Here is a 14,985-nt window from a genome sequence, read left to right as displayed (position 1 = left end):
TTTTACAACGACCGCGCCATGTTGAGGTGGTGGGTCGCGGGATTACATCCTCGACACGAAATGTTGATATGGCAACGTTCGAGTCAAGTGGTCGCGGCATGAAAAAACCCGCCGCTTAAGCGACGGGTTTTACAACCTGGCTCCCCGGGTAGGACTCGAACCTACAACAGCGCGGTTAACAGCCGCGTGCTCTACCATTGAGCTACCGAGGAATTAAAAAGCCCAGCGAAATGGGCTGAGAAATTCTGGCTCCCCGGGTAGGACTCGAACCTACAACAGCGCGGTTAACAGCCGCGTGCTCTACCATTGAGCTACCGAGGAATAGGTGCGTGCTCTCAAGCAACGAAGTTTATTATACGGACGAATCAGCTTAGGGCAAGAACTTTTTTGAGAATTTTTCCGACCTAGTCATTGGGGACGTTCTTGAATGACTAGTCATTCAAGAACGTCCCCAATGACTACATGAAAGCGCCCCCAGGCGGATGTGCTTGAGGGCGCTTCTTGCTTGACTAGCTTTCGATATAGTCCTTCAGCTTGCTCGAACGGCTGGGGTGGCGGAGCTTGGCCAAGGTCTTGGACTCGATCTGGCGGATACGCTCGCGCGTGACGCCAAACTCGCGGCCGACTTCCTCGAGCGTACGGGGATGTCCGTCGACAAGGCCAAAGCGCAGCTCGATAACCTTGCGCTCACGATCGGCAAGCGAGTCGAGCACCTGAGTGAGCTGCTCCTGCAGCATGGAGAAGCTGGCGGCATCGGGCGGAACGATTGCCTGGGAGTCCTCGATGAAGTCGCCCAGCTGGGAATCCTCTTCCTCGCCGATGGGGGTCTCGAGCGACACGGGCTCCTGCGAGATCTTCTGGATCTCGCGGACGCGGTCGGCGCTCATGTCCATCTCGGCACCGATCTCCTCGGGGGTCGGGTCGCGACCCAGGTCCTGAAGGAGCTGGCGCTGCACGCGGACGAGCTTGTTGATAGTCTCGACCATATGCACGGGAATACGGATGGTACGGGCCTGGTCGGCGATAGCGCGCGTAATGGCCTGACGGATCCACCACGTGGCGTACGTGGAGAACTTGAAGCCCTTCTGGTAGTCGAACTTCTCGACGGCGCGAATCAGACCGAGGTTGCCCTCTTGGATCAGGTCCAGGAACAGCATGCCGCGGCCGACATAGCGCTTGGCGATGGAGACAACCAGACGCAGGTTTGCGCTGATGAGTGCCTGCTTGGCTTCGAGGCCCACGTTCTCAATGCGCGTAAGACGACGCATCTCGGCACGCGTGAGCTCGAGCTCGCCGGCATCGGCAGCCTCGAGCTTCTCGGTGGCCTCGAGACCGGCCTCGATCTTCATGGCCAGATCGACCTCTTCGGAGGCGGTCAGCAGGTCGACCTTGCCGATCTCCTTGAGGTACATACGAACCGGGTCGCCGGTCAGCATCACCGTGGAGGCATCGATGCCACGCACGCGGGAGCGTGAACGGGACGTGCGCACGGTGCGCTTCTTCTTGCTCTTGGAAGAACCCATCTCGGCATCGGCCTGACGGGCCATCTTGAGCTCGTGATCGTCAAGCGAGCCGGAATCGTGCTCGTCGTCATCATCGAAATCGTCAGTATCGGTATCGTTATCGTCATCGTCGACGTCCATGGGGGCGTCGTCGTTACCGCTCGCGGAGATAATCTGGATGCCGCTGTTGCGCAGCGCGGAATACACCGCGGTGAGCTGCTCGTCAGAAACATCGATATCCTTCAGGGCGACCTGAATCTCGTCCTCGGTTACCGAAGTCCTGTTTGAGCCGTTGCCCATGAGCTTTGCAACGTAGGATTCCAGCCCAGTACCCGTGCTCTCAGTCTTTTTTGGCACAGATTCTCCCTTCATAGTCCACAGGACTCAATACTTTAGCACACACATTGACGTCTATACCCAAAAAGAGGACTGGATATAGGCAAGAATACGCTGGTTGACCACAACATCTAGGCCTGTTCGGTGCCTGCGGCCTCCAGACCGATCAAACGGAACGGGTCCGCCACGCCGCCGATCGACTTTTGCAGTTCGCGTTGACGCTGCGAATCCTGCGCGGCCTGCACGGTCAGCGCGCGACGGGCCTCATCGTCGAGCGAACGGTCCTGGCGCAGCTTGGCCTGTGCGGCACGCATGCGGCGCTTGATGGTGTAGAGCTCGAGCGTATCGAGCATAAACACGATGTTCGTCTCGGTGGGGTGCTTGCTCGTCGCCGAGATGCGCCCGGCACTCACAAGCGTTGCCGCCTCGGGACACACCGAGCGCGCCGCATCCATGCAGGCTGCAGGATCGGTTCCCGGCGGAGTTGCCAGAACGGCCCATGCGATGGACTCGTGACGTGGGTCAACCCACTCGATAGAGCAGATGCGGTCGGCATACGTGCGGAACAGGTCGGGGTAGCTCGTGAGCATGGTCAGCAGCTCACGCTCCCCTGCCAAGGACTTACGCTCAAGATCAGTAAGAACCATCGGCGCCGCCGCAGCCGGAGCGCCCGAACCATCAGTCACAGGTGCAGCACCCATACCATCAGGCACGTCGATCGGCGGCAGGTCGTCGACGACCTCCACGGGCGCGGCACCGTAGGCATCGAGCGGGACATAGTCGTACGGCTCTTCCTCGACCGGCGCCGCTACTGCCGGCGTCGCGCCCGACGCCCAAGCACCGCGACCGGCATCGCGAGAACCCGACGCCCGACCGCCCGCGCTACCGGACCGCTCAGCCTGCGCCCGCTGGCGCTCATAGTTCTGTTCGCGGCGGCGCTCGGCATCCTCGCGCTTGGCGACATCGCGAAACACACGGCCCGAGCTCGCACGAACTGTCTCCAGATCCAAACCCAACAGGTCGGCAATTTGAATAAAGTACGTGTCGATCATATAGCTGTCGCGCAGCGGATAGATAAGCGTCAGCGCATCCTCCAGCGCCTTGGCGCGACCGCCCGGCGTGGAGATGTCGCTCGACTCCTGAAGCGAACGGTACACGAAGTCCATGAGCGGCTCCGCGGCGTCAATGCGTTTCTGCAGCTCCCCTCCGCCGTGCGCCGTGATGAACTCCATGGGATCGTTACCGTCGGGCAGTACCACGCAGCGCAGGTCCATAGAATCCTGCTCGATAAACTGAATCGCACGGCGAGCGGCCTTTTGACCGGCAGCATCGCCGTCAAACATATACACGATGCGCTTGGCAAAGCGGGTGAGCGTCTTGACGTGATGCTCCGTGAGCGCGGTGCCCAGCGTGGCGACAACGTTTTTAATCCCCGCTTCCCAACAGGCGATGCAGTCGGTATAGCCCTCCACCACGATGGCGGTATCCTGCGCGACGATAAACTCCTTGGCCCAATTAAAGCCGTAGAGGTTTCGCTTTTTATGAAACACGCTCGTTTCGGCGGTATTGAGGTACTTGGGTTGGCCGTCACCCATGATGCGACCACCAAAGGCAATGTTGTGACCCTGCTCGTCAAAGATGGGGAACATCACGCGGTCGTAGAAGCGGTCGGCAAGCTGCCCGCGCCCGCGGCTCACGGCAACGTTGGCATCGATCATCTCCTGCGGGGTAAAACCCGCCTGGGACAGGTGCGACACCAGCGCGTTGCGGCCAGGCGCAAAGCCCAGGCAGTAGCGGCGGCAGACGTCGCCACCCATGCCGCGGCTGGCAAAGTACTCGCGCGGACGGCCGTCCTTACCGCGCATAAGCATGGTGTGGTAGAACTGGGCGGCCTCGGCGCACAGATCGTAGATTCGGGCACGCTTGGTACCGCGCTCGCGGCGATCTCCGGTGTCATGCAGCTCAATACCCGCGCGATCGGCCAAATATCGGATTGACTCGGGAAAGCTCAGGTTCTCGCGCTTCATGATATAGGTGAAGACATCGCCGCCTTCGCCGCAGCCAAAGCAATGCCACACCTGCGTGGCAGGGATTATGTGGAAGGACGGCGTCTTTTCGCCATGAAAGGGGCAGCAGCCCCAAAACTCATGGCCGCGGGGCTTGAGCTCAACCGTTTCCTGCACGATGGCAACTAGGTCGGACGCAGCGCGGACCTGGTCTTTTTCCTCATCGCTAATCACGGACGCTCACCCCCTGCTCGCCCAAGTTGTGACGAATATCTTCGATATTACCCTCGACGGTCGCGATCAACTCATCCAGCGAATCGAACACGCGCGACGGACGCAGCCAGCGCGTAAACGCCAGCGAAACGGAAGCGCCATACAGGTCGCCCGTATAACCAATTAAATTGGCCTCGAGATGCGCAGATGCCGCATCGTCAGCATACGTCGGCGGCAGTCCGACGTTAACGGCAGCGGGCCACACGATGTCGTTGACCAGCACCAGGCCCTCATACACGCCATCGGCAGGCACCTGAATGCCGTCGGGAACATGTAGGTTTGCCGTGGGAAAGCCCATGCCAGAACCCTCGTGACGGCCGCGAATAACACCGCCGCGCACCATATACGGGCGGCCGAGCAACTCAGCAGCAAGCTCCACATGGCCCTGTCCCAGCTCATGACGAATGCGGGTGGCGCAAATGGCCTCACCGCCCTCGCAAAGCAAGTCGTGCCCGTATACGTCAACGCCGCGCTCGGCACCCCAGGCGCGCATCTCGGCAACACCAGAAGCACCGCCACGACCCAGCCTAAAGTCGCTGCCAACGCGAATCGATCGAATGTCGACCAGACGCGACACCAGCGAGAGAAAATCAACATGGTCAAGCGCCGCAACCTCAGGCGTAAAGGGAACGGCCACCACCGCATCGACCCCGGTTTGAGCCAGGGCATGTAGACGGTCGGCCGTCGTCATCAATTTTTGAGCGGGCGAAGGACTCACCACAACGTCCGGATCGGGATCGAAAGTGACCACGACAGCCTTGCAGTCATGGGCACGGGCATCACGGACAAGCGCTTCGATGAGTTCCCGGTGTCCACGGTGAACGCCATCGAACACGCCGATGGCAATCGATGCAGCACCCAAGTGCTCGCACTCATCAAACGCATCGGCAGTGACGATGCGGGCCTCGTCCGACTCGCCCTCGAAAAAGATACGCGCGAGCTCACGAGCGGACAACATCATCGAACACCGCCGATTGCCTGCGGAAACACGTGCTCCATGACAAAGCGGCCACTCTCAATGCGGGCAAGCGCCTTGAGTCCCCCATCGAGCACCAACGCAAAAGGCGCCTTCGCGGAATCGAAATCGGCAAGCGCACGCTCAACGGGAATGCGTCGGCCGTAGAGCAGGTCGTCGGCAAGATTGCCCGGCAAGTCAACACGCGTGGCGCCCAAGGCCGCAATGGGATCCAGGGCAAAGCCAGCCGCGGACTCGGGAGAAAGCTCCTCGACCGCATGACAAGCGCCAATGGAAACAACACCGGAGGCCGTGCGGCGCAGCGCGGAAATGTGCGCGGCGCTCTCGCAGGCGCGGCCCAAATCGCGAGCGAGCGCACGGATATAGGTACCCTTGCTCACTGAGAACGCCACGGTCCACACACACGTATCACCTTCGCCTCCCACGGCGATCAGGTCGGCGGCATAGACCTCGACGGGGCGCGGAGGTAGGTCCACCGCATTGCCCTCGCGAGCAGACTTGTAGGCGCGAACGCCATTGACCGAGATAGCCGAAAACGCCGGCGGCACCTGCATCTGCGGACCCAGCATAGCGGCCAAGCGCTCACGGGCATAGGCAGGATCGCGGAGCTCGTTGGCAACAGCCACCGTGCGGACCGCCTCGCCCTCCGCATCATCGGTATTGGTCTCGGCGCCAAACGAGATGTCGGCGACATAGCTTTTGGTATCGAGCGTGAGCATGCCCAGCAGACGGGTGGCCTGGCCCACACCCACCACCATGACACCCGATGCCATGGGGTCGAGCGTGCCGGCATGGCCGACGCGTCGCTCATGGAGGGCGCGCCGGCATTGCGAAACCACATCGTGGGACGTGCAGCCCACCGGCTTATCGACGGCGAGCAGCATATTCAGTTGAGAAGGCGTACGACGAGCCATGTACCATCCAAAAAGTTAAAGCTCGACGGTCACCGAAGCGGGATCCTCCCCTACCAGTTCGGCCAGCATGGGAAGTGCCACGGTGAGCGTCTCGAGAATCGTTCCGTTGTTGGAGAAACCGGCGGCAGCAGGATGTCCGCCTCCGCCAAAGGCAGCAGCGATCTCGGACACGTTGAGGTCACCCTTGGAGCGCAGGTTGCCGCGCACCTTGGTATCGCCCTCAATGCCCTTCAGGAACAGGCAGACCTCGACGCCCATCACCGAGCGCACCACGTCAACCAGACCGTCGCACTCATCCGAGGTGACACCGCACGCCTCAAGGTCACTCTGGTACGCGTAGCTATACGCGACGCGCCCGTGGGCCACCGTCTTAATGCGGCCCATAACGATGGACTTGAGGTGCAAAAACTCAACGCGCATGCTCTGGTAGACCTCGAGTGCCACACGCGCCGGATCGGCACCGTGGGCAACCAGACGCGAGGCTGCATGGAACGCGGCTGCATCGGCGTTTTGGTACTGAAAACGGCCGGTATCGGTAACCAAACCACACAGCAGGCAGGTCGCAACGCCATCACGTGCGACAATGCCGCAATTGTCCAAGAAGCGGTCGATGATCATGGCGCAGGCTGCAGCTTCGACGCGCCTCAGGCTGAGCTCGGCAAACTCCTCGCGCGCCGGATGGTGATCGAAGCACACCACATGCTTGGAGCGACGAAGCACCTCGGCGGAATTATTGAGACGCTCGACGACCGGCACGTCCACCGAGATGAACAGGTCCGGATTGCCGGTATACGCAGATGCCGGTACCAGGCGATCGGAGCCTTCCATAAAGCGGTAGATGCGCGGAACCGGATCATCGTCTGCCAGCAGCAGGGCAATGTCCTTGTTAGGGAAAAACTTCATAAGCGAGAGGCCCAGACCCAACACGGAGCCCAGGGCGTCGCCATCGGGAGAAGTGTGTCCCGAAATCGCAATGGAGGACGCACCCTCGATGAGCTCGAGGATGCGTCGCTGAATATCTGCAGACTCGCACGAGGCGAGGTCGGCGGAATTAGTCATCTAAAGCTGCCTCCTGGGCGGCATCCGCTATCGGATAGCCGTCCTCGTCCTTTTCGATCGCAAGCGTGGCGGGAACGTTTTCCAGCGCACGCGTGATGCGCTCGGCCTCATCGGTCGAGCGATCGATGCGAAAATCGAGCTCGGGCGTGACGCGCCAATCGAGCGAGCGGGCCAACAGGCTACGGATGCGGCCCTTGGCGCTGGCGAGCGCCTCCATGACCTCGTCGTAGCGGCTCGCGTCGCACGACACGTACACGCGCGCGAACGAACGGTCCACCGCGACCTCGACCGCGGTCAGGGTGACCAGGTCGAGACGCGGATCGGAAACCTCAAAGAGCAGGATATAACCGAGCTTCTCGCGAAGCTGCTCGCCCAAACGGCGGGTTGCCTGCGTTTGCTTCATAGCGCTACCCCCTACTCGGTACGGGCAACCTGATCGATGCGGTAGCCCTCAATGGTGTCGCCAGGCTTGATGTCCTGGAAGTTCTCCAGGCCAATACCGCCCTCGGAGCCGCTCTTAAGGCTCTTGGCCTCGTCCTTGTAGTGGCGCATCGAGGCGATTTTACCGTTGAAGACCACGATACCGTCGCGCACCAGGCGCACGGAATCGGTCGCGGCGATCTCGCCCTCTTCGACGCGGACACCGGCGGCGATACCGACCTTGGGCACCTTGAAGGTGTCCAGAACGGTCGCGGTGCCCGTGGAAACCTCGACCTCGGTGGGCTTGAGCATGCCGATACGGGCTGCGTCGAGGTCCTCGAGGCACTTGTAGATGACGTCGTAGCAACGGATCTCGACGCCCTCGCGCTCGGCGGCGGAGCGGGCCTTGCCGTCGGGACGGACGCCAAAGCCGATGATGATGGCGTTGGAGGCGTCGGCCAGAACGACGTCGGTCTCGTTGATGGCGCCAACGGCGGAGTGGATCGTGTTGATGCGCACCTCGGACTGGTCCATCTTGTCGAGGGAGTCCTGAAGGGCCTCGATAGAACCCTGGACGTCGGCCTTGATGATCAGGTTGAGTTCCTTGACCTCGGCGTCGGCGATGGTCTCAAAGAGGTTCTCGAGCGTCACATGCTTCACGCGGCTCTGCTCCTCGATGCGGGCCTTGAGCGAACGCTCGTCGGCCAGGGCGCGAGCCTCGCGCTCGTCCTCGAACACGCGGAACTCATCGCCGGCGTTGGGGACGGACTGCAGGCCCAGGATCTCGACGGCGTCGGAGGGACCGGCCTCGGTGACGGCGTTGCCCTTGGGGTCGAGCATGGCGCGGACGCGGCCGTAGGTAAGGCCGGCGACCAGCGTATCGCCCACGTGCAGAGTACCGCGGGTCACGAGCACCGTGGCAACCGAGCCGCGGCCCTTGTCGAGCTTAGCCTCGAGGACGTTGCCCGAAGCGAACGTATCGGGGTTGGCCTTGAGCTCGAGCACGTCGGCCTGGAGTAGGACGGTCTCGAGCAGGTCGTCGATACCGATCTTCTGCTTGGCCGAGATATTGACGAACATGTTCTGTCCGCCCCACTCCTCGGGGATGATGCCGTACTCGGTGAGCTCCTGGCGCACGCGGTCGGGGTTGGCACCCGGCTTATCGATCTTGTTGACGGCGACGACAATGGGAACACCGGCGGCCTTGGCGTGGTTGATCGACTCGATGGTCTGGGGCATGACGCCGTCGTCGGCAGCCACGATCAGAATGACGATGTCGGTCACCTTGGCGCCGCGGGCACGCATGGCCGTAAAGGTGGCATGGCCCGGGGTATCGATGAAGGTGATCTTGCGGTCGTTGATCATAACCTGCGAAGCACCGATTGCCTGGGTAATGCCGCCTGCCTCGCCGGCAGCGACGCCGGTGTGACGGATGGCGTCGAGCAGCGAAGTCTTGCCGTGGTCGACGTGGCCCATGACGGTGACGACCGGGGCACGCGGCTTAAGGTCGGCGGGATCGTCGTAGAACGAGAAGGTGTTCTCCTCTTCGGGGGTGATGATCTTGATCTGGCGGCCCAGGTCGTCGGCAACGAGCTCGACGAGGTCGTCAGACATGGACTGTGTCATGGTGAGCGGCGTGCCCAACAGGAACAGGCGCTTGATGATGTCGTTGGCCGGAACGTCAAGTGCCTCGGCGAGTTCCTGGACGGTAACGCCCTGGGAGACCTTGATGGCGTCGAGCTCCTCGGGGTTCACGCCCTGGGCCAGCGCCTCCTCTATCTTGCGCTCCTCCTGAGCCTTGGCAGCCTCGCGCTCGCGCTTCTCCTTGCGCTTCTTGCGGCGACCGGTGGACTCGCGAGAGGCCTCCTCGACGGCGGCACGGGCCTCCTCGAGCACCTTCTCGCGGCTGTACTCCTCGGCCTCGCGAGCCATACGGCTGTAGTGGTCCTCTTCGTTGTTGTGACCGCCCTTGCGCTTCTTGCCCTTGCCCTGCTTATCAGGGTTGGGGAAGTCCATGCCAGCAGCGACGTTGTTGCTGGCGTTGGTGCGATGGCTGTGCGGACGGCTCTCGGAGGCGTTGCGCTCGGAGTTGCTGTCGGAGGCGTTACGATCGTTGCGACGGCCACCGCGGCGGTCGTTGTTGCCGCCACGACGGTTACCGCGCTCGGCGGCGCGCTCGGCCTTGGCCTTGTCCTCGGCGTCCTTCTTCTCCTTGAGCACGGTCTCCTGTGCGGCGATCTGGTCGAGCAGCGAACGGAAGCGCGAACCGGAGTCGGAAGCGGGAACGGCGCGGCGCTGGGCCTCGCGGGCAGCCTCCTCCTTCTCGCGGGCAAGGCGCTCCTGCTCGGCCTTCTTCTTGGCCTCGGCCTCGGCGCGGGCAGCCTCCTCGGCAGCCTGGGCTGCGGCAAACTGGCGGCGCTCCTCCTCGCGGGCCTTCTCGGCGGCGATGCGCTCGCGCTCGGCCTCGGCAGCGCGTGCGGCTTCCTCGGCGGCAGCCGCCTGCTCCTCGGCCTGCTTGGCGGCCTCGACTTCCTGAGCGCGGGCCTCGATCACCGAGGCGAGCTGCTTGCGGACCATGGCGACATAGGCGTCCTCCAAGGTGGAGGAAGCGGACTTAGCGGGAATCTTCATATCGGCGAGATGACCCATCAGTTCCTTGGAGGTCATGCCGAACTCTTTGGCCAAGGTGGACACACGGACTTTTGCCATATGACTTCACCTACCCTTTCTGGCACCTTGGGTGCCTAGAGACTGAACGAGCGTGGGAGACGCGCCGGGGCCCGCCCGGCGCGACCGCGCGCTAGATCAGGTCCTCCGCATCATCGAAGGCGTCGGTGTCGTGGACACCGCAGAAACGGGAGCCGGGACGAGCCTGGTTGCGGCACTGGATGCCGTCCTCGGACACATACTCGCAGCGGCGGACATCCTCGTCCTCCTCGTCACCGATCAGGTCGGCGGCGGGCTCCTCGTGAACGGGAACGTTCTTGAGGATGTCGGCGGCAAGCGTCTCGGACTTGATGTCGATGTGCCAGCCGGTCAGGCGCGCAGCGAGGCGGGCGTTCTGGCCTTCCTTGCCGATGGCGAGGGACAGCTGGTCGTCGGGGACGATGACGCCGGCGTAGGCCTTCTCCTCGTCGATGAGGACGCGGGTGACCTTAGCGGGCGACAGGGCGTTGGCGACGTAGACGGCAGGATCGGCATCCCACAGGATGACGTCGACGCGCTCGCCACGGAGCTCGCCCACGACAGCGCGAACACGGCTGCCCTTGGGGCCGACGCAGGCACCCACGGGATCCAGACGGTCGTCGAGCGAGTGGACGGCAACCTTGGAACGCTGGCCGGGCTCGCGGGCGATTGACTTGATCTGGACGGTGCCCTCATAGATCTCGGGCACCTCCTGCTCAAACAGACGACGCATGAGCTCGGGGTGGGTACGGGAGATGACAATCGGCGGACGGCTGTGCTCGCCACGAACCGGCTGCAGGTTGGAGTTGGGGTCGCGAACGTCGATGATCACGGCCTTGATGTGCTGATTGTGCAGGTAGCGCTCGCCCATCGGACGCTCGTTGCGCTCGTTCTCGTAACGACGCTGATCGAAGTGCGGCAGCTCGGCCTCGACGCCTTCGCGAATCTTGACGATCGTGAAGTCGGGCGTGGACTGCAGCACGGTACCGCTGATGAGGTCACCGATGCGGCCGGAGAACTCCTCGTAGATCTGCTCGCGGGCGGAGTTACGCACGATGGCGTTGATCTCGGCCTTGGCGTGCTGGGCAGCGATGCGGCTCGTGTTCTTGGGGGTGACGTCGATCTCCTCGAACTCGGTGAAGTTGCCCTCCTCGTCCATGGAATCGTCGATCGGCTCCAGGCGGTAGACGTAGATCTTGCCGGTGGTGCGGTCGATGGTCACCTTAGCGCCCCACTCAAGATGCAGGATCTCGGCATAGCTCTTGGCGAGCGACTGCTCCAGGCGGTCGATCAGGTAGAGCTGGTCGATGTGCTTCTCCTGGCAAAGCTCCATCAGGGCGGACATCATGTCGGATGCTGCCATCTTACTTTCCTTCCTTCGCGGGCTTGAAGTCGTAGGTGGGCTTCAACTTGCACTTTTTAACATCAGAGAAATCGAGGGTGACGGAATCGCCGTCCTCGAGCTCGAGGGTAACGTCGGTCTCGGTCGCGGCGACAATCTTGCCGGTGTACTTGCGACGGCCCTCGGTGGCGGTGGAGGTGAGCTCACAGTCCTCGCCCACAAAGCGGGCAAAGTCGCGCGGACGGCGCAGGGGGCGTGCCATGCCCGGGCTCGACACCTCGAGCGTATAGCTCGAAGAGATGGGGTCGAGCTCCTCAATCACGTCGCCGACCCACTTGGTATTGGCCGTGACGTCGTTGAGCGACAGGCTCTGACCCTCGGCACCCTCGATACGTACGCGCACGCAGGGGGCCTTGGTGGCGCCCACGAGCTCAACGTCGACGATGTCGACATCGTGCTGGGGAGCGACGGCCTCGAGCGCGTCGATGATCGCCTGCTCGGTCTTGGTCTTGACCATTGCGGCACCTCCATCCATACAAAAAAGAAGCGGGGCCGAAACCCCACTTCTTTCAATTACAACTTCATTTGCAAGTAAACTATACCAATAGCTGCGAAAACGTGCAAGCACAGTACGAATCTGCAGGCCAGCGTGCGCACAGCTTCTCCACAAGAATAGGACAATTGACCGCAAGCACTTGGTCGGGTACACGCAAGACGAGGGGCGACCCAGCCGGATCGTCCCTCGTCTTTAATGTGTCAGCTAAGCGCGCAGCGCTTACTTGACCACCAGGTTGACCAGCTTGCCGGGCACGCAGATGGCCTTGACGACCGTCTTGCCCTCAAGCCACTTGGCAACGGCGGCCTCGGCGGCAGCCTGCATCTCCTCGTTGGAGGCGTCACGGGCGACGTCGATGCGGCCACGGACCTTGCCGAGCACCTGTACGACAATCTGCACCGTGTCCTCGATGGACTCGGCCAGGTCAAACTCGGGCCAGGCGGCGGTATAGGCGTTGCCCTCGCAGCCGAGCGCCTCATGCCACAGCTCATCGGCCCAGAACGGGCAGATGGGGGCAAGGACGCTCACGATATCCTTGGCCACGCCGTAACACAGGGCCTTGTCACGGGAAGCGCCCTCAGTAGCGTTGAGGTAGGCGCTCGCGGCATTGACGAGTTCCATGACGGCCGAGATCGCGGTGTTGAACTGGCCGCGGTCAAAGTCCTCGGTGCACTTGGCAATGGTGCGGTGACGCTCGCGATAGAGCTTCATCGCGGCCTCGTCGAGCGCGGACTTGTCAAAGGCCACGTTGGCGTCACCGGACTGGACGAGCTGCCACACGATACGCCAGGCGCGCTTAATGAAGCGGTTGGCGCCCTCGACGGCCTTGGGATCCCAGTCGAAGTCCTTCTCGGGCGGGGCGATAAACAGGATCGCCAGACGCATGGTGTCGGCACCGTAGGGTTCAATGACCGAGCTCGGGGGCACGACGTTGCCCTTGGACTTGGACATGGTGTCGCCGTTCTCGTCCTTGACCATGCCCTGGCACAGCAGGTTGGTGAAGGGCTCGTCAACGCTCAGCAGGCCCAGATCGCGCAGCGCCTTGGTAAAGAAGCGGCTGTAGAGCAGGTGCAAAATGGCGTGCTCGATGCCGCCGATGTAGTTATCGACGGGCATCCAACGGTCGGCAGCCTCACGGGAGAAGGGCAGCTCGGTGTTGTGCGGGTCGGTATAGCGCAGGTAATACCAACTGGAGCAGGTAAAGGTGTCCATGGTATCGGTCTCACGCTTGGCCGGGCGATCGCAGACCGGGCAGGTGGTCTCGTAGAACTCCTTGCACTCGGCGAGGGTCTCGCCGGCACCCAGGTCCAGGTTCTCGGGCAGCGTCACCGGCAGCTGGTCCTCGGGCACGGGCACGATGCCGCAGTGCTCGCAGTGGATGGCCGGGATGGGGTTGCCCCAATAACGCTGACGGCTGATGAGCCAGTCGCGCAGACGGAACTCGACCTTGCGACGGCCGCAGCCCATGGCCTCGAGGTCGGCCACGATGGCAGCCTCGCCCTCAGAGTGCTTGCCGCCGCGCATGCCGGTGTACTTGCCCGACTGGACCAGCGTGCCCTCGGCAGCGTGGGCGCAATCCCAGTCGACGGTCTCGGCATGGAAGGTGTCGATGGTCTCGCCGCTAGCCTCGACGGCAGCGCGATCCTCATCGTCCAGGATGATCGGCACGATCGGCAGGTCGTACTTGCGGGCGAACTCAAAGTCGCGCTGGTCGCCGCAGGGAACGGCCATGACGGCACCGGTGCCGTAGTCGGCAACGACATAGTCGGCAACCCACACGGGGATCTTCTCGCCGTTGACGGGGTTTACCACGTAGCGGCCCGTAAAGGCGCCGTGCTTCTCGAGGGTACCCTGGGCGCGCTCGACGGCAGAGATATGCTTGGAGTCCTCGACGATCTTGGTGACGGCCTCCTCGTACTGAGTGCCCTCGACGAGCTCGTGCAGGCGCGCGTACTCGGGAGACAGGACAAAGAAGGAAACGCCAAAGAGCGTGTCGGCGCGCGTGGTGAAGACGGTGATCTTACCCTCGTCGCCCTCGATGGGCTCGCCATCGGCGTCGCACAGGGTAAAGTCAACCTCGGCGCCCTCGGAGCGGCCGATCCAGTTGGCCTGCATCTGCTTGACGCGCTCGGGCCAGCCGGGGAGCTTCTCCAGGTCATCGAGCAGCTCCTGGGAGTAGTCGGTGATCTTGTAGTACCACTGCTCGAGGTCACGCTTCTCGGGCTCGGTGCCGCAACGCCAGCACTTGCCCTCGGTTACCTGCTCGTTGGCCAAAACGGTCTTGCAGGTGGGGCACCAGTTGACCGGGTTCTTCTTGCGGTAGACCAGACCCTTTTCCCACATCTTTTCAAAGATCCACTGACCCCAGCGATAGTAGTCGGGGCTACAGGTCTTAACGGTACGATCCAGATCGTAGGAGAAGCCCATGCGCCTCATCGTGGCGAGCGCCTGGTCCATGTTCTTATACGTCCAGGCGGCAGCCTGCGTATTGTGCTTGATGGCAGCGTTCTCGGCGGGCAGGCCAAAGGCGTCAAAGCCGATGGGGTGCAGCACGTCAAAGCCGCGCATGCGGGCCTGACGGGCCATGGCATCGCCGATGGTGTAGTTGCGCGCGTGGCCCATGTGCAGGTCGCCCGACGGATACGGGAACATCTCGAGCACGTACTTCTTGGGCTTGCTGGCGTCGGTGTCGACGGCAAAGAGGTTGGAGTCCTCCCAGGCCTTCATCCACTTGGACTCAATGGCCTGTGCGTCATAGGCAGGGATCTCGTCCTTATGATCTGTGCAATCGCACATATCAGCTCCTTTAATCTTAGCTGGGGTCGATCGGCTTAGCTTGATTCGCTACTGCGGACAGTCCTGCGCAAGACGAAGAGCACATTAAGTGCTCTTCTTTGCGTGCGGAACTTGTAGCGA

General features: G+C 62.4%; 10 protein-coding genes and 2 tRNA genes. All 12 read right to left on the bottom strand.

What is annotated here, in order from left to right:
* Positions 1-137 precede the first annotated feature (137 nt).
* The 12 genes from DXB53_RS04000 to leuS all read right to left on the bottom strand — a co-directional run bounded on the left by DXB53_RS04000 (position 138) and on the right by leuS (position 14,865).
* Positions 138-212 (bottom strand) — tRNA-Asn (locus tag DXB53_RS04000).
* A 34-nt stretch (positions 213-246) separates the two neighbouring features.
* Positions 247-321: transfer RNA gene (locus DXB53_RS03995), tRNA-Asn, on the bottom strand.
* 188 nt (positions 322-509) lie between these two features.
* Positions 510-1,859, bottom strand: coding sequence for an RNA polymerase sigma factor RpoD (gene rpoD / locus DXB53_RS03990; protein WP_055286388.1), 1,350 nt, complete (start codon positions 1,857-1,859; stop codon positions 510-512).
* Positions 1,860-1,969: 110 nt separating this feature from the next.
* Complete coding sequence (dnaG, locus tag DXB53_RS03985) at positions 1,970-4,078, bottom strand: DNA primase (RefSeq protein WP_117583417.1); 2,109 nt, start codon at positions 4,076-4,078, stop codon at positions 1,970-1,972.
* Positions 4,071-5,078 carry a riboflavin biosynthesis protein RibF gene (gene ribF / locus DXB53_RS03980; protein WP_233503797.1) on the bottom strand — a complete coding sequence of 336 codons (1,008 nt, stop codon included), beginning with the start codon at positions 5,076-5,078 and terminating at the stop codon, positions 4,071-4,073. The genes dnaG and ribF overlap by 8 nt, the downstream gene beginning before the upstream one ends.
* Positions 5,075-6,007 (bottom strand): tRNA pseudouridine(55) synthase TruB, encoded by a 933-nt coding sequence (gene truB, locus DXB53_RS03975; protein WP_117583416.1) that lies wholly within the window; start codon positions 6,005-6,007, stop codon positions 5,075-5,077. Before truB ends, ribF begins: the two co-directional genes overlap by 4 nt.
* A 15-nt stretch (positions 6,008-6,022) precedes the next feature.
* Complete coding sequence (locus tag DXB53_RS03970; protein ID WP_099431635.1) at positions 6,023-7,066, bottom strand: bifunctional oligoribonuclease/PAP phosphatase NrnA; 1,044 nt, start codon at positions 7,064-7,066, stop codon at positions 6,023-6,025.
* Complete coding sequence (gene rbfA, locus DXB53_RS03965; RefSeq protein ID WP_006234038.1) at positions 7,059-7,469, bottom strand: 30S ribosome-binding factor RbfA; 411 nt, start codon at positions 7,467-7,469, stop codon at positions 7,059-7,061. Before rbfA ends, DXB53_RS03970 begins: the two co-directional genes overlap by 8 nt.
* An 11-nt stretch (positions 7,470-7,480) precedes the next feature.
* The gene (gene infB / locus DXB53_RS03960; protein WP_117583415.1) at positions 7,481-10,195 is read right to left on the bottom strand and encodes a translation initiation factor IF-2; all 2,715 of its coding nucleotides are present in this window, start codon (positions 10,193-10,195) and stop codon (positions 7,481-7,483) included.
* 91 nt (positions 10,196-10,286) lie between these two features.
* A complete protein-coding gene (gene nusA / locus DXB53_RS03955) occupies positions 10,287-11,534 on the bottom strand; it encodes a transcription termination factor NusA (RefSeq protein WP_006234042.1) in 1,248 nt (415 codons plus the stop codon).
* Between the two features lies 1 nt (position 11,535).
* Entirely contained in the window at positions 11,536-12,030 is a 495-nt protein-coding gene (gene rimP, locus DXB53_RS03950) for a ribosome maturation factor RimP (protein WP_117583414.1), read from the bottom strand.
* 258 nt (positions 12,031-12,288) lie between these two features.
* Complete coding sequence (gene leuS, locus DXB53_RS03945) at positions 12,289-14,865, bottom strand: leucine--tRNA ligase (protein ID WP_117583413.1); 2,577 nt, start codon at positions 14,863-14,865, stop codon at positions 12,289-12,291.
* Positions 14,866-14,985 lie beyond the last annotated feature (120 nt).

It is taken from the genome of Collinsella sp. OM04-5 (assembly GCF_003439125.1).
Lineage (GTDB): Bacteria > Actinomycetota > Coriobacteriia > Coriobacteriales > Coriobacteriaceae > Collinsella.
This window is presented reverse-complemented; position numbering and strand designations above follow the sequence as displayed.